Genomic DNA, 25570 nt, shown 5'->3' with positions numbered 1-25570 from the left:
TTTGATTTTGAGCCCAAAAAAACAGGGCTATCTCTAAGGTCTTATTGATGACCTTTTGAGACAGCCCCTCATGTTAGTGTGTTATTCCTCGCCCTTATTAGCAAGCATTCTCACGATAATGACTACTGCTTCTGCTCTGGTTGTGCGACTTGTCGGATCGAACTGATTCGATCCCTTGCCTTGTATAATACCATCTTCTTTCAAACCAGCTACGGCATCTTTAGCCCAGAGCGGAATGAACTTATCATCTGCGAAACTAGTTTGACCCTGAGATTCGAAATGAAGACCCAGCGCATTAGCCATCATTACCGCCATCTCCGCTCGTCCGATTTCCGCATTCGGGCGGAAAGTACCGTCTTTATAGCCATTTACGATTCCTGCTTGAACAGCTTGAGCAATCGCTTGTTCTGACCATTCATTCTCGGTATCTTTGAACTTTGTATCTTTTGCTGCTTGCGGAAGCTTCAGCGCATTCACAAGCATGGTTATAAATTCCGCGCGCGTCACATTCTTCTCAGGCTTGAATGTTCCATCCGCATATCCTTTAATAATACCCTTGCTTATCGCTTTAGATATACTCTCTGACGCCCAATGCTTCGCCGTATCGACAAATTCGACTGTCGTTGCCGGGGAATCATTCGTATTTAGCGCCATTACCGCATATAGACCGGACAATTCATCCAACTCCACTGTAATACGGTTTCCATCGACCTTACCGCCTGCAACTTCTACCCATTCTTTCTTTGCTTCATCATAAGAGAAAATTGCTACTTTCTGATCACTCTTCAATCCTGCTTGATCGTAAACCATGGTCAAAGTGACTGGTTTGTCAAACTTCTTCGAAGAACTGTTCTTGATCTCATAAATTGAGCTAACTAGATTGGCATTATCCGGAAGATCCTTCGTTCCCTGCCACTTATTGATTGACAATGTAAGCGACTCGTCATTCGCATTGGCTGGAATTGAAATTGTAACAACGTCCGATAGGCTTAATTTGCCTGCTCTTCCTGACGGCAATGTCAGTTCGCCGTCCGTTGATTCAACCGGATCACTTGAAACAGCGCCAGAACCATTGCTAGGGTAGTAAGCTGATGACTGGCCCTTAATTGTAACGGACAAGCTCCCTACTATACCGGACTCGTCCGTTGCCGTTGCCCGAACGACTACCATTCCATCGGCTTCTGCAGTCAACAGACCCGTTTCGCTGATATTCGCCTTTCCAGTTCCGTTCTCTACGGTCCATACCACATTTTTGTTCGTAGCGTTATCAGGAAGAACCTCAGCCAGAAGCTGCAGCGAGCCGCGCTTCGCTTTGATTTCCGTCGCTCCATCCGTTGATTTTACAATAATCTGGTTCACTTTAACTGGAGTAACAACGTTAACCGTAAGCTCGGACTTAATGTTGCTTGGGTTCCGTATTTTGTCGCTGCCAGCAATCGTACCAGTTAATGTATAGGTTCCCTCTTCAGGTCTATAACTACCTTTTTCCCATGTTACGGGCACTTGCGCGAGATAGCCGTCATTGAGCATAACCTCGGCGGTCGCCGGCAGATTTGCTTGATCGAATTCGACGCCTGTTGCCACTGTAACGGTTTGTTTGCTGCCTGCTCGAATGATGGTTCTGCTGGATGGCCCCATCTTCTCAAGAAGATTGTCTATTTCAGCCTGCGTTACTCCGCTAGCAGAAGCATGGCGCACTTTGTTCGGCAATTTGAATTCGGTGTCCACCATTTTCGTCCAATTATTGCTCGCCAGATCATTGGTATAGGATACGCCAAAAATGCCGCCGCGCATAAAGTAATCATAGTACATATACCATTTGTTCTCTGTAAAGGATTTGATAACGAATGGCCCTTCCACCAGATGATCCGTAATATAATCATCGCTCGCTACCTCAAAGCTGCCTGGCTGCAATGTTTTTGAAGTGGCTACATTAAGGGCTTTGTACGGCGTGTTGTCGCTATTGTCTCCCCGCTCATCCTTATAGAACATATAGTAAGTGCCTTCCCACTCCACAATGCTCGCATCAATGACCGAATAGCCTGGATTGAAAAAGCTGCTCTTGCCTGAGACCGTAAGGAAATCTTTCGTCGTGTTGCTGTATATCGTTCCGTGAGACCAGTAGAGGACATAGTTGTCTTGAACAGGGTCATACGCAATTTCTGGAGCCCAAGCTACTTCGATATTGTTTACCTTGAGCAATCGTTCGTTTTTATAGTTTGCCAAATCGTCCGTGTCCCACACATACAAACTGTCTGTGCTCCAGCCTTGCGTGGATGCCAGGATAAACTTTCCATCCTGCTTGCGGTACAAGTAAGGGTCGCGAATCCGTTTCGTCCCCTGCGTCGCTCGCAGGACGATCTGACCGTTGTTAAGCTCAACCCAATGCAAGCCATCGAAGCTGTAGCTCAAATAGAAGTTTTCTCCTTGGTCGCCATCTTTAAAGTGAGACATTACATAAGCGACATATTCCTCCATGACGAGCAAGTTAAATGTTTTACTCTTCGTAGCATTTCCTTTCTTCACCGTTGCGGTCAAGGTTACCGTCTTGTTCCCTTTTCCTTTTGCCGGACGATGCACAGTGCCGTCCTCCCCGACAACGGAAGGCGCACTGGACACCCAACTGATCTGGGTATTGTGTTTGCCGCTTGTCGGCAAGATCAAATCCTTCTCGACCATCTTCACCAGATGCAGTTCCGCAAGATCGAGTTCGACTTGCAACTCATCTGTAAAAGCCGGCACTTTCGCTGTAAATTCTCTCACTGCCGTATAGCCGTTTAGTTCAAGAGTGGCAGTCAAGGTAACGGTCTCTTCGTTTCCTACGGGAAGAACGACCTTTCCGTCAGTTGCAATAATGCCCGGCTGGCTGGATGTCCAGGTAATGCTGGAGCCATTCGCGCCTTTGCGTGGCAATACAAGGTCGCTGGTAACCTTGGAGATATCCCCCAAATCCAGCGCTTCTTTATCCAAGTTAACCAACCTTTCTTGCACGCCATTTACCATTGATTCGATTTCCCCGGCTGTCAGCGCTTTGGTGTAAATGCGGAAATCGTCCAGCTTCCCTTCCAGGGAAGGATCAGGAAAGACAGACTTGCCGATAAAGTTATCGGTTGTAACGCCGAGATCTCTAGGCGTAATCGTGAAATCGTTCTTTGTTACGATTGGCTGTCCATTCAAATATATTGTGCCTACTCCGCCTGAGAGGGTAAAGGCGAAATGCTGCCAGCTTCCGCTTGGAAACACTGTCCCTGCTCCTGTTGAAATCCGTTGCTCTCCTCTGCCGTCGTTCAAAACCAGGGTTACGCCGACAGGGTTGCCCCAAGGGGTGCCATGTGGCGACAGAATCATATATTTCTGAGTGCCGGCAGCAAACGTAAAGATCGTTTCCCATGGCTTCTTCTCATTCAAATTCACCCACAACGAGATGGTGAAATCGTCTACATCGCTCAATATTCCGTTGGGCATCTTAATATGTCCGCCCGCGCCTCCGAACGCCAAAGCACCGCCATGAACGCCTGTCGTCCACTCGACGCCATCCTTAAGCTCTCCATCATAACGCGGGTCTGTTGGCACGCTGTTGCTCGCGATCCACCCGGTTGTTTCATCAAGCTTATAGTGAACCTTGAGTTTATTGATCGGTCCCACCCTTTTATAATTTTTGACGGCTTGCACCAATCCGAGATACGCTTGCTTGACTTCGTCCGAGGACACGCCTTCTTTGCGGGCGGTCTCGCTAGCCGTGCTCACGAATCCGTTCAGCTCCGCCGCCGCGTTCAGCGGAAATTGATCCGGTCCGCTTCCTGTCAGTTCAAGAAGATCCTTAGCCTGCGAGATAAGTTCGTCCAATTCCGCTATCGTATAGAACATTTCTGGTTGATAGAAGGCGCTAGCAGGCACTATTGACTTCTCCAATCCAGGGCGAGACCAACGCAAGTACAAGTTTTGTCCCCCATCTTTTTCATAATACTCGACTTTAAAGTTGTATTTCTTACCTGCTTCAAGCTTGATAGGCTTGGTAGTCTGTTCCTCGTTCCAGTTGTCTAACCAAAAATCAATAACAAGTTCATTATCAATCCATAGGCGGAAGCCATTATCGCCGATCATATAGAAGGTATAATCGCCATCGGCAGGCACTTCGATTCTTCCTTGCCAACGCACGGCTACGTTATCGCTTTGTCCTGTACGTTCATTCATTATCTGTTCGAACGGATCGTTCGAAAAATCAATATTGCTGTCCACTTCCGTACTCTTTTTTTCGTAGAACTTGTTGTCCCCTTGGCTGATATAGTAATCGCCTCGAAGCCCATGGGCATCTCCTGAAGGATTCGCATCCGCAAATGCCGCTGCAGGTATTATTCCACTAACCAATAGTAGTGCCGCCATGAATAGCGCAAGCAGTTTCTTCATCATCATCTTGTTAAGCACTTCCTCTTCCTCCGTTTCATTTGTTGACTGATTGATAGCGCTTTCCCTAATACTCTGCCTAGTATATCATTTGGCTTTTTAATTGAATTTAGAAAAAAGCGTTTTTTTTTATAATAAACCGCTCATTCTAAATCTTGCGCTTGTTGGTCGCCATTGCTTCCATAGTAGCGTGATACCATACCGTTCATATCGTGCATGCGATCCGTCAACACATCCGACGAAGCCGCCACTTCTTCCAGCGCGGCGAGTTGCTCTTCTCCCATCGCGGCGATGTTGTTCACGTCCTGTTGAATGGCGCCGGCGCGATCTTCCACATCGGATATCATTTGAAGCAGCTTGTCCATTCGTTCGCCTGCCTTCTTCAAATCAACGGTTATCGAGCCGATTTTGTCCCGAACGACAGCATTGACATCGCGAATCGCTTCGAACGCCTCCTGTGTATCCGCCGCCTTGCTCCCACCTTCATTCAGCTGTGCCATGCCGCGTTGCATCATCTTGTTCATATTCCCGATTTGCCGACGAACAGTCCCCATCTTCTCATCGGCATCGGCAGCCAGCTGGGAGGTTTGATTCGCAAGCTGCTTGATTCTTCCGGCAATCACAACAAAGGTTTGTCCTGTACGCGTCTCATGCGTGGCTTCTATCGAAGCATTGATCGAGAGAATATTCGTCTGAGAGGCGATATTCCTGATCATTTGAAGCAAACCGGCCATCTCGTCGATCAAAGCTTCCATTTGCGCAGTCTCCTGATCCGCTTGCCCGACGGTGTCTGTCAATTGGTGGAAATGCTCAGAGAATTCTTTGATCGTATCTGTACCCCGGTTGGAGAGCGATAACGAACGCTCGGCATGTTCATCAATGTTCCGGGCATGATCGACGATCTGCCTGAACGAGTTGAACAATCCATCGAACTCGCCGGATGAAGCTTCAATCCGTTGGCTCTGGATGCCAAGCGATTCACAGATCGATAAGGTGGACTCCGAGATCACTTCGCCGACACGGCGATTCTCGCGTACGCTTTGCAGGATGCTCTCCGAAGAAGCCAATGCCGCACCGTTCGCCTCTCTGATCTGTTCAATCATCGCAGCGATTTGATCGAACATCCCGTTAAAGGCTTCGCACAATAGGCCGATTTCATCGCGGCGTTTGACAGCGACACGCTCTGCGGACAGATTACCGTTCATGAGCTCCACCGCACTGCGGCTTAACTGACGGAGCGGCCTTGCTATCGTTCCGGAGAACACCCAGGCAAACCATGCCGATAAGCCGATGACAAGGACAAACTGCCCCCCGATGAGCTTCAGGTTCCTATTAAATCCGTCTGTAATTTGCGATTTAAGCCGCTCGCTAGCAATCAGCTTCTGGCGGATCAAATCCTGAACGCCTTCCTCGACTGTGGAAGTAATGATCGTAATATACTCATAATCAGCTTCCAGTTGTTCCGTACTCGCGCCCGAATCCAGTCGTTCCCCGAGTTTGTCGATCCTCTCTCGCAGCGATTCCAAAGTGCCTGTTACCGTCTGAACGGATTGCCTCGTATCGGCATCAGATTCACGAGCCAGCAAGTCCTGCACGTGTTGATCCATCGTCTGAAGAATTTCGTATTGCTTGCCTGCCGCAAATTCGGTTTTTCCGGTTACGATCTTGTTGATTTCCATATCCAGATCCGACTTCAATAGCCCGTTAACGGCATTGGCCTCCGAGATACCGTCCAGCATAAGGTTATAATCCTGCACGTACCCCGAAAAGAAGATGTATTGCCCCATACTAACCGAAGCCATGATGAACAGCACGACAACAAATGCGGACACCAATTTGATCCGAGTAGACAAGGAATAGAACATACGAGAAAAGCTCACAAAACTACCCCCTAACCGAGTTCGTCTTCATGAGCTTAATTTACATGACCGTAGCTGAAACAATCTTTAGAAAAATCGGATATTTCATACATTATTCCGTTATTCTAAGTTTTCGCAGTTTGTGAGCTTTGCGTCATTCCCGTTCAAAATTCACGGTATTGAAGCTCTTGCTTGGCTGTTTCCTGCGTGAAGAGACCTTCAGCTGTAATGATCTTCATCGGCAGTTCCTTCCCTTCCATTAAATCTTTCACCGCTTTCATCAATTGGGGGCCAAGCAGCGGATTGCATTCGACAGCCACATTCAGTTTTCCTGTCACCAACGCCTGAAACGCAGGGCGCGTCGCATCGATCGAGATGACGATTATATCTTTCCCGGGAGAGAGCCCGTATTCTTCAATCGCTTTAATAGCGCCTAGCGCCATATCGTCATTATGCGCATATACGACGTCAATCTGTTTGCCGTATTTGCGCAGCGCGTCTCCCATCTTCTGTTTTCCCTGTTCAAAGGTATAATCGGCATAATAAGATTCCATGATCTCGAATCGATTATATTGCCGGATGATTTCTTCAAACCCTTTTTTGCGGCCAACCGCAGGAGCGGATTTCTCCGTTCCTTGCAATTCCACAATACGATAATGATCTTTTTCGGTCAGTTGCTCGGTCATCCAACGCGCGGCTCTCCTGCCCTCATCGACCATATCCGAGCCAATATAGGCGGTCCACAACGTGTCGTCGCTTACGTTCACTTCCCGATCGGACAAAATTACCGGTATCCCCGCGTCCTTCGCTTCTTGCAATATCTCCTCCCAGCCAGTCTCCGTCTTCGGCGAGAAAGCGATGACATCTACTTTCTGCTCGATAAATCGGCGGATGATCTCGATCTGTTTCTTTTGCGATTGTTCAGCGTTCTCAATGATAAGCTCGATGCCTGCTTCTTTGGCGGCAGTGATGACCGACCTCGTGTTGGCCAGCCGAAAATTGCTCTCTGCTCCGACCTGAGCGAAGCCCATCACAATTGGTTTATTCGGATCTCGTTTTCTCGTGCCGCTTCCGACACTTGCGGTGCTGGCGCTGTCTGTGTCCAGACGCGAATCGTCAGTAATCTTCTGGCTGCGCAAGATCACTTTCTTGGGGATTCCCTTCTCTTTATTCAGAATGTCGATCGCATAATTGAGCGCTTCCTTACCGCCAGACGGACTTGTGAAGAGCCCTGTCATACGATTGTCCGTGATCAGCTTGACGCTGCCGTTCTCCGTATTGGCGCCGTCAATTCCGATGATGTCAACATTGTTCAATCCGGCGCGACTCACTGCGCGGCAAGCGCCAATCGCCATCGCTTCATTATGCGCGAATATCAGATCGACATCACCATTTCGTTCCAGCCACTCCGTCAGCAAATCCTCTGCCTTATCCCGCTGCCAGTCGCCGTACAACGTCTTGACAATCTGGATGTCAGGCCTCTTCTCCAGCGCTTCGTGGAAGCCTCTGCTGCGCTCCTCCACGCTAGGCGAGCCTTCCAACCCCTGCACCTCAATGACCTTTCCCCCGGCTGAACCGAGCGTTTCCAGAGCAAATTCTCCCGCTTTCTTCCCGATCATCTCATTATCCATTCCGATGGACAGCGTATAATTATAATCGCTTACGTCCCGCCCCATCACGATAACGGGAATGTTGCGGTACGCATCGCTAATCGTCGGGGTCAATGCCACCGGATCGTCCAGAGAAACAATGAGCAGATCGATGCCCAAGTCGAGCAGCCGCTTCACATCGTCCGCCTGCTGCTCACTGCTCTGGGCGGCGTCCGTGAAGATCACGCGCACATCGTCGCGGTGCCGCACTTCCTCACGAATTTCCTCATTCATAGCCACTCGCCATGGCTCGGACAGATTAGGCTGCGAGACGCCGATCAAATAACGAATATCGTTGCGGGCAGAGGCGCTATTCTCGGCCGGGATCAGGCGCCATATCAGCATGACGCTAGCCAGCAGGACCGCCAACACAGCACCGTATATCCAGATCCGCCGTCTCATGAACGTTGTCCTTTCCGGTACACAAGCGGCGGAACACCGGTAATTTTCTTGAAGGCGTTGGAGAAATAGTGTTGGCTTCTGTATCCAACCGACTCTGCAATCTCGTACACTTTGATCGTCGGATCGTTCATTAACAGAGTCGCCTTCTTAATCCGAACCTCCGTCAAGTAATCGATGAACGACAGCCCCAACTCACGCTTGAGCTGTTTGCTCAAGTACGTCGGGCTGACCTGAACGCCATCTGCTACATCACCAAGCGACAGCTCCGATCGGTGGAACTCCCGATCAATAAATTTTTTGGCCAGGACGACGATAGGGGACAAGCTGCCTTTCACTTTCAACCCCGATACCAGTCTACGGTAGGACGCCGGTATGCCATGAGGATAGTCGTGTACCACGCATAATTCGATCATCGCCGTTTTTTCGAGAATCGTCTCTAGCTTATGACGAATTTGGGCTCCAAGCTCCTCCAGTTCCACTTCGTCTCCCCCTTCAACCACGAACACAATATGGCCTTTCATATCGCGGAAGACGAATGATGGTACTTCCGATCGGACGACATCTTCAGTCACATTCTGGGTGGCGAACTCCAGCAGATCCCGATCCCAAAGGCGATGCGAAGAGCCCGTATCCAAACTTGGCATCATCTTGATAGCAAGCATGCTGACAGACGATTTCAATGGTAGCTGGAAGAACTCAAGATTTGTCCATATGTCTTCCTCATCCAGCAACCCGTCAAACCATTTCATCAGAAAATTGTCGCGGATCATTACAGAATTGTTCTTGAGCTGACGATCCACCCACTTGTCCCGCTCCGCATCCTGCTTTATCGCCTCCAACGACTTGATTGCTCTGGCGACAACTTCCTCCAGCTTGTTCTTCACGACTGGCTTCAGCATGTAATCGAAAACTTTCAACTTTACGGCCTGCTGCGCATACGAGAACTCGTCGTGGCCAGAAATTACAATTACCACGCACTGCCTTAGTGACTCGTTTATTCTCTCTATCATGTCAAGCCCATTCATGAAAGGCATGTTGATATCCACGAATATTATATCCGGCTGCAACTCCTTGATCATATCCAGCGCTTGTTTTCCGTCTTCGGCTTCGCCGACAATCTCGATATCCAGTTCCCGCCACGGGAGCGCCTTCGCTAGCCCCCTTCGTATTTTCGGTTCGTCGTCGGCGATAAACAGCTTCCACATATTAAATCCCCCACTTATGTGCCTGAGAATGGCAACTGCGCGATTGTAACGGTCCCTTTGCCAAGCTCGCTATGGACCGAGATGCCGTAGGCAGAGCCATACGACAGTTTGATTCTTTCGTTCACGTTCAAAAGCCCATAGCCCTGATTGCCGTCAACCGCTTTCACTGATTGAATGCTCTCGCGCAGCAAAGCAAGCTTGTCCTCCGGTATGCCCGCGCCATCGTCCTCCACAGTCAGTAACAGATTGTCGCCTTCACGGAAGCACCGGATCATAATTTTCCCCGGGCCTTGCTTGGTTTTGATTCCATGATAGATAGCGTTTTCAACAAGCGGTTGCAAAATGATTTTCAACACCCTGCATCCCTTGACATCGTCGGAAACGAAAATCTCATACGCCAATTTATCCTCGTATCTGGCCATCTGAATAACCAGATAACTCTCGACATGCTGAAGCTCATGCGTAATCGGGATGATTTCGTTCCCTTTGCTCAGACCGATACGGAGCAGATTGGTCAGCGCCACGATGATTTCGACGATATCTTGAGCATCGCGATCTTGCGCCATCCAATGAATCGTATCCAATGTATTATAAAGAAAGTGAGGCTTGATCTGAGCTTGCAGCGCCTTCAATTCCGCTTCCCGCTTTGCTTTCTGTTCCATATAGACCAGGTTAATCAAATTTTCGATTTCCTCCACCATCTTGTTAAAGCTGTTGCCGAGCTGCCCGATTTCGTCGTTCCTCTTGCTTCGGAAACGCAGATGCAATTCGCCCTCCTCGACTTTTCTCATTAAGCTGCGAAGTTTGGCAACTGGACGAACGATCGAATTGGTGAAGAATGTCGATGCGATGAATGCCAGAAACAGCGTGATCAGGGCGATAATAACCATCGACAGTTGCAAATCGGAAACTACCTTTAGCGACTCGTTGAGCGGAACGACACCAACGATCCGCCAGCCGTTATTCTCAAACGTGTTGTAGATGATCCGATAGTCGAGGCCGAAAATCGGCTTGATCAGACTGCCCGTCTTTTCTTTCAGCCAATCGCTCGAAATGCGGTAAACGATGTGGTTCGCAGGAGAATATACGACACCGCCTGTTTCTTCTACAATGAAGATGAAGCCGCTCTTGCCTAGCGACACCGATTCGACAATGCTGCGAATAAAATCCAGTTTCATATCGATTAACAAAACGCCGATCACTTCGCCGCTTATCTGATCTCTGACCGCTTTGGCGACAGATAAAACTTGATCGACGCTTAAATTTTGATTCACTCTTATATTGCGGCCAATTGGATGACTGAACAGGTGAAGTTTATCCGGATACTTCACCGCAATTTGGTACCATTCCTCATCTGTCAGCGGATTGCGTTCAATTCTCTCTATAGTATTGCTGGCGAACGCGCTGTTCTGGCCGACCGCAAGAATCCCGGCAATCTCGGGCCGCTCCCGCTCGTAGATAGCCAGTCTATTTCGAACCTGGTCGCCCAGATCAGCAATCCTTGCCACTTCGCGTCCGTCTGCCTTTAGAAAATCAATGAGTTCGTTCTCAATCGACAAATAGGCTATGATGTGATCCATCTCTTTCAGATTACTTTCAATGTAATCCTTGACTTGATTCATCATCTGGATCGTGTGGGAGCCCATCTCTTCTTCGATCGAGTTCTTGTACAGATAACTGCCTAGAAAACCTAGTGACAAGATCGAAAGTAAAATAATAATAACGAAATAGAAAAGCAATTTGACTCTGATGCTTCGATTGTCCAATACGCCGACATGCAATTGGATCAGCCCATTCTGTAAATGTCTATAAAAAAACCATCTATCCTCTAGATTATAAAGAAAAAAGCGAAAATGCAAAAGAGCATCTTTCACTCTTTTGCAAATTCAAATGGTGGTAATTTTAGACAATAACCATCCTAGTATTTACGGTTAGGCAAAGCGTCGATCGCCTTTTGTCCAAAGTAAACATCTTCTTCGGATTTGATCCATTTCGGAAGTTCCTTGCCTTCTTTATAATCCAGTACAGCTTGCTTCAATTGAGGCCCAAGCAGCGGGTTACATTCTACCGTAACGTTCAGCTTGCCTGCGGCAATCGCTTCGAAAGCTGCCTTGATTCCATCGACGCCGATAATCTTCACGTCGGTGCCTGGTTTCAATCCGGCTTCCTCAATCGCTTGAATCGCTCCAAGTGCCATATCGTCGTTGTGAGCGTAGACAACTTGAATGTTTTTGTCCTTCTTCAGGTAAGCTTCCATAACTTCTTTTCCTTTGGCGCGAGTGAAATCACCAGTTTGCGAGTATACGATCTTGTAGCCAGCTTTGCCAGCGATCTCTTCTTCGAAGCCTTTCTTACGGTCATTTGCCGCGCTTGCGCCAACAGTGCCTTCAAGCTGCACAATGTTCACTTGCGCGTCTGCGCCGAACTCATCAACCATCCATTTCGCTGCATTCTGGCCTTCCAGCACGAAGTCGGAACCGATGAAGGAGACATACAGGTCTTCATTTCCTGGCGTGATGCCACGATCAAGCAGGAATACTGGAATGCCCGCATCTTTCGCTTCTTTCAGCACTGTTTCCCAACCGGATTCGACGACTGGCGCCAGTCCGATCGCATCTACCTTCTGGGCGATAAAGGAGCGAATCGCTTTGATCTGGTTTTCTTGCTTCTGCTGTGCATCGGAAAATTTCAGTTCGAATTTCGGGTCGTTCCCGAATGTCTCTTTGATCGAACCTGTCTCTGCGTCGCGCCAGCCGCTTTCCGCGCCGATTTGTGCAAAGCCGACAACGATCTTCTTGTCTTTATCGCCTGCGCCGTTCGCAGTCTCGCTCGTCGAAGTCTTGTTTCCAGTGTTTGCTGTTTCCCCCGAATTGTTTTTGCTGCAAGCAGTGAAGACGGCTGCAACCATAACGAGCATGAGCAATGTAACCAACACGCTTTTTCTTTTCATCTTTTTTATTCCTCCAAGTAAAGGTTGATTTTTGCTACACTTTCACTATACCGATTTCATTTTTGCGTGTATTTACATTTTCACGTTATTCTTTGCAATTTTCCGTGTAATCTGGGTCGCGTTGCCGCCCTTCTCTTTTCGCATAACGATCAATCGCTGCAGAGCCATGAAGAGAAACAAGAGGAAGCCGATGACGATTTTCGTCCACCAAGAGCTGAGCGTGCCTTGGAAGATAATTATCGTTTGGATAATGCCTGTACAGAGCACCCCGAACATTGGCCCGATCAGATACCCGAAGCCGCCGGTCAGCAGAATCCCACCGATCACGCATGCGGCAATGGCGTCCATCTCCATCCCCATCAAATGCAGGGAGTTGCCGGAGAGCATGTAGAAGGTAAAGACGATGCCCCCGAGCGCGGAGCAGAATCCGCTTAGCGTATAGACTGCAATCGTGGTGTTGCCTACCGAAAGCCCCATCAGAACGGACGAGCGCTCACTGCCCCCAAGCGCGTAGACCGCGCGGCCAAATCCGGTGTAACGGCCGACCAGGATTGCCAGGATCACGAACAATAAAGCAATTACGACACTGATGGAGATAAAGCCTCCGCCGAACAGATTAATTTTATAGCTGGAGATTTTCGTATAGGTTTCATTTTTGACCACGATGCTCTCCGTTCCGATCAAATAGGCGATTCCGCGGCCAAGGAACATCCCCGCCAGCGTGACAATCCACGGATGAAGCTGAAATCGATGAATCAGGTATCCTTGACCGGCGCCGAACGCGATACCGACAAGAAGCGAAATCGACATAACTACATATGCATTCATCCCTTGTTCGAGCAATGAGGCGGATACCATACTAATCAACGCGACAACTGAGGCTACCGACAGATCGATGCCGCCTGTTATAATAACGAATGCCATACCGGTAGCCACGATGATCAAGTAAGCATTGTCAATGAAAAGATTCAGAAACACCTGCATGGAGAAAAATCCGGTATACATCATCGAACCCGCTCCATAAAGCAGCACGAGCAGCAACAGTGTCGCTAGAATGATAATATTATTGCTGCTAACGCGAATACGCAGAGCCTTCACGACGTAGTCACCTTCCTTTTGAATGTCAGCATTTGTCTGAACGCGTCGGATTGGATCAGACATACGAGGATCACGACAAACGCCTTAACCAGCAAAATCGATTCCGGTGGAACACCCAGCGAATAGATCGTCGTTGTCAAGCTTTGGATGAAGATAGCGCCGATCACGGTGCCGCCCAAATAAAACCGGCCGCCACGCATAGATGTGCCGCCGATAACGACCGCCAGTATCGCATCGAGCTCATACCACAACCCGGCATTGTTCGCATCGGCGCTGCTCAGGTTTGAACTATAGATGATGCCGGCAGTAGCAGCCAACAGCCCGCAAATCGCGTATGCGGACATGAAGATGGCGCGCGGTTTGACCCCGGCATACTCGCTGGATTTTCGATTGGCTCCGGTCGCTTCCAGGAATAAACCAAACGCCGTCTTCGTCTTCAGCAGGTAAATAATAATAAAGACGGCAGCGGCAATGTAAACCGCAAATGGTAGCCCCAGAAAATAGCCTTTACCGATAAATTCATAACCTTTATTCGTCGTCGTAAGAATTTGCCCGTTGGTAATCAACTGTGCAATCCCCCGGCCGACTGTAAGCAGGATGAGCGTGGCAACCATAGGCTGGATGCCGAGAATAGAAACCAGCATGCCATTCCATAAACCACATAGCAAGCCAATAACAAGAGACGCCAATATTGCCACCCAAAGCGAGTGGCCTTCCAGCATGAATATGGCCATCGAACCTGCAATCGCAAGAACAGATCCGACGGAGATGTCGATCCCTTCCAATGCAATGACTAGTGCCATTCCAATCGCCATGATGATAAGCGGCGTCCCCCGGTTTAACACGTCTACCAGACTGCCGTACAGGTGTCCGTCAATCACTTCGATTTTGAAAAAACCGGGTACAACTATCAGGTTAAACAAGTATAGTATGGCCATTGCCAAGAGGGGCCACACGATTTTATATTTCGTCACTCTACGCACCGATGACGCCAGACTTGCCATACACCCCTGCTCCTTCCGCAATCATTTGCATGATCCGATTTTCATTCATATCCGACCCAGCTATCTCGCCGATCTGTACCCGGTCGCGCAATACGACGATTCTGTCGCAGCAATTGACCAATTCCTCAAGCTCAGCAGAGATGATGAGGATTGATATGCCGGAGGCTGCCAGATTGAAGATCAACTTCCGTATTTCCGTCTTTGATCCGACATCAATGCCCCGTGTCGGCTCGTCGAGAATAAGCAGCCTTGGCTGTGTCGCCAGCCATCTGGCCAGAATCACCTTCTGCTGGTTGCCCCCGCTTAAATTGTCGATCCTTTGCTCCGTACCGGGTGTCTTGACCTTGAGCAGCTCAATGTATTCCTGAGCGATTTCCTTCTGCTTCTTGGTCTGGATGTATGAGAACAAACCGTTCTTCGCCTGAAGTGCCAAAATAATATTCTCGCGAATGGTCAGTTCACCGACAATCCCCTCCACTTTCCGATCCTCCGGACAAAAGCCAAACCCATATTTAATCGCCTTCTGAGGACTCATGGCAGCGATCTTCTCTTCGCCGAGCTCAAGCACGCCGGAATCGGACTTGTCTATGCCGAATATAAGGCGTGCGATTTCCGTCCGGCCCGATCCGAGTAGGCCCGCAAGCCCAAGCACCTCTCCTTTGCGAATTGTTAGATCAAACGGATTGATCGAACCTTTTTTACTGAGTCCATTCGCACGAAGGAATTGCTCCGCGGATGCCGTCTTGTTGGACTTCTCTCCGGATAGCTCATCGGGATTCCATTCCCGTCCGATCATATGGGACACAAGCTGCGTTCTTGATAACTCTTCCGTCTTATATTCTCCGACTAACGTTCCGTTCCGGAGCACGGTAATACGATCCGTGACTTCATATACCTGATCCAGGAAGTGAGTAACGAACAGGATACCCATCCCTTCCTCCCTCAGCTTCTTCATCAACGAGAACAATTGCTTGACCTCGTTCGTATCCAGGCTTGATGTTGGTTCATCAAGAATCAGTATGCCACTGGAGATATCGACTGCCCGGGCAATCGCAACCATCTGCTGGATGGCAACCGAATACATGGATAATTGCTGTTTAACGTCGATATATAAATCCAGCCGAGCCAGTAGCTCTTCGCTGCGACGATTCATAGTTTCCCAATCGATCATTCCCCATTTGCGCGGTTGTCTCCCGATGAAGATGTTTTCCGCTACGGATAAATTCGGGCAAAGATTCACCTCCTGGTATACCGTGCTGATCCCAAGTTGCTGAGCTTCAAGCGGAGATTTGGGTTGAATCTCTTTCCCGTTTAGTTTCATCACTCCCGAATCCCTCTTGTATACTCCGGTCATAACCTTGATCAATGTCGATTTACCCGCGCCGTTCTCTCCCATCAACGCGTGAATCTCACCTTTGCGCAAGCATAAATCCACCCCCGACAATGCTTTCACGCCGGGAAATTCCTTGCTTACCCCTTCCAGCTGCAATAGAATTTTGGTACTCATGCGAATTCACCCTCTTTCTTTGTTCAATTCTAATTTTAGGAGGGATGGTACCCGCTGTATTTAGAATAATGAGTCATTTTTTAAGCATTTCAGTCTTTCACCGCGCAGCGATCATGCTTCCATTGCATCTGGCGAGCTTACGGAAAGGCAAAAAGCCCTTGCACAGCAAGGGCACAACTCGAGTTAGATAAGCTGATTTCGGATCATGTTCTTGGGGTGGCGATAATCCGTAAGGCTTGGCTCTCGCTTCACCTTTCCGCATAGGCGCCAAATTACTACGGACATAAGTATAGCAAACCGCAAGGAACTGACATGGCCGCTTCCGGACCAAAAAAACACGACCCATAGGCCGTGTATTGCAAATTGGGTAGCCTAGCGGTGATCACTTAAAAAGTGAGAAGAACCGTGGCTTTGCGTCGCGGGTGATCTTGGCATAGAGTCCGGTACGGCTACTTTCGCTTCGGTGCGTTTCCAAGCGTATCGTCCGGCGATGTCCTTCATCCGTTCACCAGGCCCATTTCATTCGCTTTAAATCATTTAAAACCGATGTTTGTTCGCTTCAACCCACACCTCAAAAGACTTAAGCGGAATGTCATACTCCCTTGTTTCATTTATATCAAATCCGTAACCGGGGACGACCTCTAACCACTCCATGAAATTAACCGTTCCCTCCAACATGCCGTGTTTCACGGTTTCCTCAGCGCTAAGCGTTTCAAAAACCACTTCCTTATTAAGAAGACGACTCAGCGTTTGGGCAATCTGAGTCATGGAAAGCTCGTCGCTTGCGATATTAATGTCCTTTCTATTAAACTTCACCGGATTCCCAAAAGCTGCACGAGCGAACTGGGCTGTATCCTCCCCGGAATTCAATTTCAACGGGGTATCTGCTTTCATCGTGCCAAACAAAACTCCGTTCTTAAGTTCCGGTGCCATATAGACTGAATTAGGCTCCAAAAAATTCTCCATAAACCAGCAAGGATGTAAAATCGTCCAATATGGGAAACCGCCATTACGTACAAGCTCTTCGATTGCGTATTTATTCTCCCAAGTCTGAACCATTAACTCATATTTATCCCACCGCGGAAATAAATTGCTGCCAGCGACCGAGGTGTGCACGATTTGTTCAATTCCGAATTTCCTTGCAGCCTGTACCATGTTTGCAGCATTACGCGGCTCGACCGTTGGATCATAGGGGTCGGCGTACTGCGCTGAAAAAATCGCCGAGACATTCTGCATGGCTGGTTCCAACGATGCCGGATCGGCCATGTCACCTTGTATCATCTCCGCTCCCAGGGCAGCCATCGCCTTGGCAGCCGAAGACTCCAGATTTCTGGTCAGAATCCGCACATGATGACCATGCTTCAGCAACTCACGGGCTACATTTCCTCCCTGGGTTCCTGTTCCTCCTATTACCAATATTGGTTTTATTTTGTTGGACCCCATATCGAATCTCTCCAGTCTAAATATAGTTTATTGAACAATCGAATTATATTACCGTGGTAAAGTTTTGTCAACACCATGGTAATATAATTCGGGAGGATGAGCTGACACGGAAACATACAAACTAAAAAACGCTCCACCACTTCTACTGAGCGGACAGAGCGTTCCAAATTGTTTCACTTATTTTTCTTTAACGACCAGCAAAATTTCGAATCGCTTCCTCGTTTCTTCCAGAATATCGAAGCTGCCCCCCATAATAGCCCAATTCAGAATAATACCGTTGGCAATATTGCACATCGAATCGAGCAAATCCTCGGCACTCGCCGGATTTTTAATCTGACCTTCATCCTTGGCCCGCTGGATCAGAGTGGGAATAATATTTCCCAATAAGGATGATTTGCTCTTATCTAGCGGGAGTATTTGGTTCCGAAGGTGAACTCTGTAGTTTTCCTTCGTCATTTCTACTCCCAAACGAACGCTGTGCTTCACATAAATTTCCATGGCTTTCATGGCCTGGTCTGCATAATCGCTTACTGAAAGAATATCCAATAAATCATCATTCGATATCATGTTGTCGAAGGAAAAGAATCCGGTGATCAACTCATCCTTGGACTTAAAATGGTAGTAAAACGCAGTTTTGGTCACATTGATTTCTTTACAAATTTGGTTGATCGTGACTTGGTCGAATCCATATTTATTAAATAAATTGATGCTTACATTCAAAATGGCTTCTTTGGTTGTACCTCTTGTACTCATAATCTGCCCCAACTCCTTTGTAAATATTATAAATCATGTGACCATGAAAAAGTAATACATTACCCGAGTAATACGATTAGGATCCTAAGTTAAAACCAACGGAACTGAAGGAGTTCCAAATTATCGGAGGAATTTACAATGGAAAAGATTTTTTATGTTGATCCTATGGTGTACTCGAGTAGGCCATATGGATTACAAATCGTCTGATTTTTGATAGAATCGAGTCAGTGAATGTCGTTTTATGTCACATTTCACTCGTGCTGTTGAATCGATTTTATTCTATTAGTGGATATGGGGACTACAGATGTGGGCATTGGTCTTAATCTTTTTAATCATACTTTCTATAATCTTTTCATTTTTTCTTAAAAAAGAAAATATGTTTTGGATTGTTGTTATTCTAGCATCTGTAGCAATTGGTGTACTGGCCGATATTCTACGTACCCGTTATTTGCCGAATGAAGTCATGGTTGGCAACGGACAGCTTGGCATAATCTTTGTTTTATTCAGTTTTATTTTCCTTCATGTTCCGGTATATGCATTTTTGATGCTTGCGATTTCATTATATCGAATGTCTCCTATTCTTCGTAAATTGGTGACCATAACAGGGTTCATTCCCCTTGTGTATGATGCCTCGCATACATCGTTTATGCCCTCTTATGAAATCAACTACTCGTTCTTGTTTTGGCTTTGGTTGCTTTATATTATTTCCGCATCATTATTAATCGTATTGAAATATATTCGTACACCGCCATCGCTTGAGAAAAGTCATTATCTTTCGATTATCATTGTTTATGTTCCCCATCCCTGGCTTGCACTTTTCACTTTTATTTTGCCTCTCAGCTTACATGGCGTCGGAGGAGAATGGCCGTATTTTCGCATTACATTGCAATTATCCGTAAGTATAGCTTTTCTGCTAAATCTGTATTACATCCTTTTTCCCGGTTTTTTTGGGGTTCGATTGAGTGCTATTCGCAGGAAAACCGAGAGCAGACTCGTTGCCTCCGGTGTGGAGATTTTGAATCACTCTCTGAAAAACGAAGCTAACAAGATGCTTTTTATAGCACGTGAATTGAAAATGATGGAACTTGATCAGGAAGAAAGAAGCCAATACATAGACTTAATCGAGCAATCTGCCAAAGAAATGTCAGCCACGTTGGAAAAACTGAACAAGAAGACACGAGAAGTTACTATAAAATTAGGAGTGCACACCGTCGAAGAATTGCTGGATAATGTGAGAGAAAAGTGCGCTATGCTGTTTCATCAACGAAATATACGTTTTTCGATATCATCTGCGTTTACAGGAACCTTACGTTGTGATTTACAGCTGTTGTCAGATGATCTATACAGCCTGATTGATAACGCTATTTATGCGACAGCCAAATGCGAGGAACCGACAATTCGGATTGAGGTCGGCACCTACGGCCGTTACGTTTATATTTCTCTGTGGGACAACGGTTGCGGAATCTCGAAGGACAATCGTAGACGGCTGTTCGAGCCGTATTTTACAACGAAAAATAAGTCAAGTAATTTTGGTGTAGGTTTATTTGCCTGTTTCAACAATATCTCCGCACAAAACGGTCTGATTCACATTGAGTCGGAAGAGGGGGCATGGACGAAGGTAAATATTTATATCCGAAAGGGGAATCAAGTATGATTCGGATCATCCACGCAGAGGACGAGGAATCTTGGCGGTATCTCATCGCGAATAAAATCAATCGGGAATCGGATATGCAGGTGGTTTCCTCCGTTGCGAGCGTGAATGAATGCTTGCAGGAACTGGATCGCGCTCATTACGATATTGCGCTCATCGATTTGAATTTGAGTGAGGATGAGGACTATGCCGGGGGGATACGGATTGCCGGTGAAATTCAATTACTATATGCGCACGTGAAAGTCATTATGGTCACTTCCAATGAGAATTATCCCTATATGGAACGTTCCGTCGTGGCTGGCGCCCGGCATTATATAACGAAGAGCAAGGTTGGTCAAATCGCAAGCCTGATACGGCTTGTTTATCATGATGCGGATCAGTCGATGCAATTGTTGATGCATTCCTTAGTCAAGTATAAGGAATTATCCTATCTCGACACCTTTAACCTGACCCCGCGCGAGAAGACGATCTATTTGCATAAGAAGGAAGGACTCAGCAATCAGGAGATTGCCGACTTATATATGCTATCGATCTCAACCGTCCGCAATCAGATAACGAGTATGTTGAACAAGATCGGAGCGTCCACGACGGCCTTTGCCTTCCAGAAGATACACAAGCTGCTGCTCGAATAAGTGAATGAAGAAAGAACATGGAAAGAAAGTCGCATACAGGTCGAGTTGGAAGGGGGCAACGCACCTCTTCTTTTTTATGTGCAGAAATGCAAAAATGATAGTCCTATAAAGTTAGGAGTACACAGCTTAAAGGATTGGCTTGATAATGCTTAATGTAGATAAACGATGCCGAAAGGCGATTTTTATGCGAAAAATGCGGAAAATTGGCGAAGCCCCACATTCAAGCAAATCGCAAGAGAATCCAATATTACACACTGGGGGATTATGCAACGTGACTCAACGGAAATTCGCATTTCTAGTGCATCCTAGAACCCGCGTCAGCGAGGATTTATCAAGAGCGTGGAAGCCGTTCCGATATATACCGAACCGCGTTTTGGATTGGGGACTAAAGAGGCTGCAAGTACCCCCTCTTCATGTTGCGGACGTCTACCTGAGAGACCAGATGTCCGAGCCCATCGGTTGGGTGCTCGCGGTGCCGCTGAGCGCCAAACAAATGTTGGAATTGCCCCCGAAGAAAGTCATCTCCAAGATTGAAGAAGCCATTAAAAAAGCGGCCGCATTGGGAGCGGATATTATCGGTCTGGGGGCGCTGACATCCCCGGTCACGCTGGGCGGACAAAAACTGCTGAAACGCACCGAGCTGTCGATCACGAACGGAAATGCGCTTACTGCGGTGATGACCTGCGAGGGTATCGGCCGTCTTATTGAACGGTGCCCTGCTCCTGCCCCTACAATTGCAGTTATAGGAGCCTCAGGCAGCGTCGGCAGCTGCTTGGTAAAAATGATCGCGAGTAACCGTATGACGGAGCATCTCATTCTGGTCGCCAGAAATATGAATCGGCTTAACAAACTCTCGGAGTCCGTCAGACACATCAATAAGGACATGGACGTACGAACATCCTGCGACATGAATGTTGTGCGTGAAGCGGATATTGTCGTGCTGCTTACCAGTTCCAGCGACAACCTGCTTCAGCCGGCGCATCTCAAAGAAGGCGCATTGGTACTCGACGACACGCAACCTCGAAATACAGATGAGACACTGCTGTCTCACCGTCCGGATATTATGATCGTTGACGGGGCTATGGTAGATATCAACGGAATCGTCATCAAAGGCGATATCAACGTCCCAAGTGGATTGGCTTACGCCTGCCTGGCCGAGACGATGCTGCTTGCGCTTGAGGGTCACCCTGAACATTTTTCGATCGGCAACCCAACCTTGGAACAAGCGAACTACATTGGAACCTTGGCGCATAAATACCGCCGATACGGCTTCTCATTAGCACCGTTTCATTCATTCGGAAAGAAGTTGCCCCATGACATTCCAACAAACGAGGTGAAAGGATGATTCGAGTCGTCATACTCGGAGGCGGATACGTATCGGTATGGGCATGCCGATCCATCGTTCGAAAAATCAACCGGCAAGTGCGCAAGGGAGAAGTCCAGATTACCGTGATCAGCACCGAGAACTATCACGCTTACCACGGATGGAGCGGAGAAGTGCTTGGCGGCATTATCCCGTTGCAGCACCAACGTTCCTCGCTCAGAAATCTTTTTCCGCATGTCCGCTTCATACGGGGCGAGGCGACGGCGGTCGATCTGGAGGCAAGCGCGTTGACCGTAAGGATTAACGGGGAAGCAAGTCGCTCAATTATTGTGTCCTACGATCATCTGCTGTTCGGATTAGGCTCAGGGGATCATAACGAGCGAATAAACGGTTCAGCGGACAACGGGTTCCGGCTGAAAGACCCGAGGGAATTGCTCAAACTTCGAAATCATCTCATCGATGTCATGGAGCAGGCCGAAGCCGAGGAGGACGAACGGATCATCGCCAAATGGCTAACGGTCGTTGTGGCCGGAGGCGGATTTGAAGGGGTCGAAATATGCGCTGCGATTGCAGAACTGTTCCACAAGTCCAAGAAGCATTATTCGGTACTAAGAAATCATCAACCACGCGTTGTTTTGGTACATGCGGGGACCGCGCTTCTCCCGCAGTTTCGGCCGCACTTTAATAAATTGGCAGACTACGCCACCGCGCAGCTTAGGCAATACGGCGTTGAAATTCGCTTCCAGGAAGCGGTTGAATCGATCGGGCCTGAAGGCGCGAGATTCTCGACCGGCGAGATCATTTCCAGCCGAACGGTAATTGCGGCGGTCGGTCAGAAACTTATGCCATTGAGAGGCTCCGAAAGCCTGCCGCGCGACAAAGACGGCCGTCTGCTGACAGACTCTTCTCTGAATATCGTCGGCAACAACAAGCTGTGGGCAGGGGGCGATATCGCCAATGTCAAGCACTATCGGACAGGTAAAACGTGTCCGCCGAATGCGTTATGGGCCATCTATCACGGCAAACGCACAGGCGACAATATTGCCCGATCCATCCTGGACAAGCCGCTGCGCCCTTTCCGCTATCCGGGACTCGGTCAAGCCGCGAGCATGGGAGTCGGCAAGGGGATCGGCGAACTCTACGGCATTCAGTTAAGAGGCTGGTTTCCTTGGCTCCTGCGTTTGTTCTTCTTCCTTCGTTTCATGCCGTCAAGGCGGCAAATGCTCCGCGTCTTCATGGATTGGATACTGCACCCGTTCGGTGGCCACGATCTGTCATCGATTGATTATGAGCAAGTCGTAAAGAAAGAAGCATCGAATTCGATTGCCAACAAAAGGGAGGAATTGGTGAATGTTTAAGGCCTTAGGCTCTCTTGCAGCCAAGTATCCTAAAATCGTCATCAGCGTCTGGATCGCCATTCTGCTCGGGTCGGTATTCCTCGGTCCCAAATTAGAGGAACAACTGTCCATCAGCGCATTTAACAACATGGACAGCGAATCGACAGACGCACGCGCAGACATCAAGACGCAATTCAACGGTCAATATCCGCAGAAGCTGATTTTACTCGTAGAGAGCGGGAATATTCAACCTTCCGATCCGGCGTTTAAACAGTACATTCTGTCATTAGAGGAGGAGATGAAGAAAAATCCGGCGGTCGGCACAATCGAAAGCGCCTTTTCGTCCGACAATCCCGCATTATTAATTGCGGACACGAATGCCGCGATCATCAATGTCAACATGACTTCCGACGATTCAACGACCATGCGTTACGTAGAAGTGATTAAGCGTGACATTATTCCACGGCTGCCCGATTCGAACGGCTTTACCGTCCAGATCACCGGCGCGCCGGGAATTGCTTATGATTTGAATACGATAGGCAAACAGAATGTTACGAAGGTAGAGAGCATCGCACTTCCGATTGTCTTTCTTCTGCTCGTTATCGTGTTCCGGTCCTTGGTCGCCGCATTCATCCCTCTTATCATCGGTATATTCACCATTCTCGTCGCGACGGCCGGAGCTTATCTCGTAGCCGTCAATATGCCGCTATATATCCTGATCACGAATATCATCACGATGCTCGGCCTCGGCGTGGCGATCGATTATGCCCTGTTTGTCACCCAGCGTTTCCGCGAAGAGCTGTCCATTCATTCCGATAAACGGGTTGCAGCGGTAAACGCGATAGGTACGACGGGACGGTCCGTCTTCTTCGCAGGAATAACCGTGGCGATAAGCCTCTTCTCCCTGCTGGTGCCGAACTCCATGCTAGCCCGTTCAATCGCGGTCGGCGGTATTCTCGTTACGGTCGTCTCGCTCCTCCTGGCGCTGACTCTTCTTCCGGCGATGTTGGTGTTATTAGGAAAGAAGATCGATTTGCTGAAAATCAAACTGCCCAATTGGAAGAAGCAAACCACCAACCAAAATGCGTTCGTAAAAAAGCTGATGACCAATCCGGTCGTATTCCTGCTCATCGGTATTGTGCTCACGGGCATATTCGCCCCTGCGGTATTCGATATTGAAATTCACGAACCTGCCGGCGCTTACACGGAGCTGCCCGTGAGCAGCGAGGCAAGGCAGGCGATGGAGAAGATCGTCGACCACGCCGGCGTAGGCAACATTTTTCCCATTCAAATACTCATTCGGAACGAAGACCGTACGATGTACGAGAAGGAAAGTCTCGCAGAGCTTGAACGAATAAGCCAAAGCATCGGGCAGCTTGATCATATCGAGAATGTCATCAGTCTAACAACCATTAATGGCGCAAACGCTGCAACTACAGACCAACTGTATGACCTGTACATACAGAGAGACGCTTTCCCCTCGGATACGCAACAGCAGCTGCAGACGCTCGTAAGCAAAGACGAACGCGCTTCGATTGTATACGTTATTCCAGAGGCGTCTCCCGGTTCCCCGGAAACGCGGGAGCTCGTTCATCGGCTTCGCGATGATATATCCAGGCAAATGAGTCCGGGGTACACGATGAATGTCACCGGCGAAACGGCTATCGGTCTAGACTTCGACGCGCAGTTCATTCGTAACATTCCGATGATTCTCGCCATAAGTATTTTTCTTACCTTTGTCTTATTGCTGATTACGTTCCGCTCCGTCATCTTGCCGATTAAGGCAATCGTTCTTAACCTGCTCGTCACCGTAAACACGCTTGGGTTTCTAGTTCTCATGTTCCAATACGCGAACATACCCGGAACCCATGAGGCGCCGCTCAATATTAATACGCCTGTCATCGTGTTTGCGCTTCTGTTCGGATTAAGCATCGATTACGAGGTCATGCTCGTCTCCAGAATCAAAGAACACTTCGATAAGTCCGGCAATAACGAAGCTGCCATCGTCGAAGGCTATTCGAAAACATCCGGGATGATTAACGGAGCGGCGGCAATTATGATTACGGTATTCGGCGCCTTCTACTTTGCGGACCTGCAAATCGTACGCGAAATCGGCGTGGGCCTGGCGTTAGCCATCTTCATTGACGCTGCCATCGTTCGCACGATCGTCGTTCCGACTTCAATGAAATTGCTCGGCAGATTGAACTGGTGGTTCCCGAAGTTTCGGCAGGGGCAGAAATAGGACCAACTGATGGGCACCACTGCAGAATCATAACGGAACGGTTAACCTCTCACACGGGCGTTCTCGTCTACAGCAAACAGCGTTCCGGTACAAGTGCCGGAACGCTGTTC

Annotated in this window: 16 protein-coding genes; 5 read left to right on the top strand and 11 right to left on the bottom strand. The window is 48.3% G+C overall.

The features are described 5' to 3' along the window. Nucleotides 1-81 precede the first annotated feature (81 nt). The 11 genes from JFN88_RS14780 to JFN88_RS14730 all read right to left on the bottom strand — a co-directional run bounded on the left by JFN88_RS14780 (nt 82) and on the right by JFN88_RS14730 (nt 18274). On the bottom strand, nt 82-4425 hold the full coding sequence (locus JFN88_RS14780; RefSeq protein WP_199020056.1) for an immunoglobulin-like domain-containing protein: 4344 nt from the start codon (nt 4423-4425) through the stop codon (nt 82-84). A gap of 122 nt (nt 4426-4547) precedes the next feature. After that, a complete protein-coding gene (locus JFN88_RS24595; protein ID WP_199020055.1) occupies nt 4548-6284 on the bottom strand; it encodes a methyl-accepting chemotaxis protein in 1737 nt (578 codons plus the stop codon). Between the two features lie 143 nt (nt 6285-6427). Then, complete coding sequence (locus JFN88_RS14770) at nt 6428-8314, bottom strand: substrate-binding domain-containing protein (protein ID WP_199020054.1); 1887 nt, start codon at nt 8312-8314, stop codon at nt 6428-6430. Further along, nucleotides 8311-9519 carry a response regulator transcription factor gene (locus tag JFN88_RS14765; RefSeq protein ID WP_199020053.1) on the bottom strand — a complete coding sequence of 403 codons (1209 nt, stop codon included), beginning with the start codon at nt 9517-9519 and terminating at the stop codon, nt 8311-8313. Before JFN88_RS14765 ends, JFN88_RS14770 begins: the two co-directional genes overlap by 4 nt. A gap of 14 nt (nt 9520-9533) precedes the next feature. Beyond that, on the bottom strand, nt 9534-11285 hold the full coding sequence (locus JFN88_RS14760; protein ID WP_199020052.1) for a sensor histidine kinase: 1752 nt from the start codon (nt 11283-11285) through the stop codon (nt 9534-9536). 152 nt (nt 11286-11437) lie between these two features. Further along, on the bottom strand, nt 11438-12469 hold the full coding sequence (locus tag JFN88_RS14755; protein WP_199020051.1) for an ABC transporter substrate-binding protein: 1032 nt from the start codon (nt 12467-12469) through the stop codon (nt 11438-11440). A gap of 72 nt (nt 12470-12541) precedes the next feature. Beyond that, on the bottom strand, nt 12542-13567 hold the full coding sequence (gene yjfF, locus JFN88_RS14750) for a galactofuranose ABC transporter, permease protein YjfF (protein WP_332908486.1): 1026 nt from the start codon (nt 13565-13567) through the stop codon (nt 12542-12544). After that, a complete protein-coding gene (locus JFN88_RS14745; RefSeq protein ID WP_233167877.1) occupies nt 13564-14571 on the bottom strand; it encodes an ABC transporter permease in 1008 nt (335 codons plus the stop codon). The genes yjfF and JFN88_RS14745 overlap by 4 nt, the downstream gene beginning before the upstream one ends. Then, complete coding sequence (locus JFN88_RS14740; RefSeq protein WP_199020049.1) at nt 14543-16078, bottom strand: sugar ABC transporter ATP-binding protein; 1536 nt, start codon at nt 16076-16078, stop codon at nt 14543-14545. Before JFN88_RS14740 ends, JFN88_RS14745 begins: the two co-directional genes overlap by 29 nt. Nucleotides 16079-16615: 537 nt before the next feature. After that, nucleotides 16616-17521 (bottom strand): NmrA/HSCARG family protein, encoded by a 906-nt coding sequence (locus JFN88_RS14735; RefSeq protein WP_199020048.1) that lies wholly within the window; start codon nt 17519-17521, stop codon nt 16616-16618. Between the two features lie 177 nt (nt 17522-17698). Next, a complete protein-coding gene (locus JFN88_RS14730; protein ID WP_199020047.1) occupies nt 17699-18274 on the bottom strand; it encodes a TetR/AcrR family transcriptional regulator in 576 nt (191 codons plus the stop codon). Between the two features lie 304 nt (nt 18275-18578). On the opposite strand from JFN88_RS14730, the gene JFN88_RS14725 reads away from it, so the two are divergent. From JFN88_RS14725 to JFN88_RS14705, 5 genes are all read left to right on the top strand, one after another. Then, entirely contained in the window at nt 18579-19928 is a 1350-nt protein-coding gene (locus JFN88_RS14725) for a sensor histidine kinase (RefSeq protein WP_199020046.1), read from the top strand. Further along, entirely contained in the window at nt 19925-20557 is a 633-nt protein-coding gene (locus tag JFN88_RS14720; protein WP_199020045.1) for a response regulator transcription factor, read from the top strand. The genes JFN88_RS14725 and JFN88_RS14720 overlap by 4 nt, the downstream gene beginning before the upstream one ends. 271 nt (nt 20558-20828) lie before the next feature. After that, on the top strand, nt 20829-21902 hold the full coding sequence (locus JFN88_RS25005) for a saccharopine dehydrogenase NADP-binding domain-containing protein (protein ID WP_199020044.1): 1074 nt from the start codon (nt 20829-20831) through the stop codon (nt 21900-21902). Next, complete coding sequence (locus tag JFN88_RS14710) at nt 21899-23239, top strand: NAD(P)/FAD-dependent oxidoreductase (RefSeq protein ID WP_199020043.1); 1341 nt, start codon at nt 21899-21901, stop codon at nt 23237-23239. The genes JFN88_RS25005 and JFN88_RS14710 overlap by 4 nt, the downstream gene beginning before the upstream one ends. Continuing rightward, a complete protein-coding gene (locus JFN88_RS14705; protein WP_199020042.1) occupies nt 23232-25460 on the top strand; it encodes an MMPL family transporter in 2229 nt (742 codons plus the stop codon). The genes JFN88_RS14710 and JFN88_RS14705 overlap by 8 nt, the downstream gene beginning before the upstream one ends. Nucleotides 25461-25570 lie beyond the last annotated feature (110 nt).

Origin of the sequence: Paenibacillus roseus, assembly GCF_016424485.1 — a bacterium.
In the GTDB taxonomy this organism is placed as follows: Bacteria; Bacillota; Bacilli; order Paenibacillales; family Paenibacillaceae; genus Paenibacillus_D; species Paenibacillus_D roseus.
Note: the sequence above shows the minus strand (reverse complement) of the source record. Positions and strands in the feature narration are given on the sequence as shown.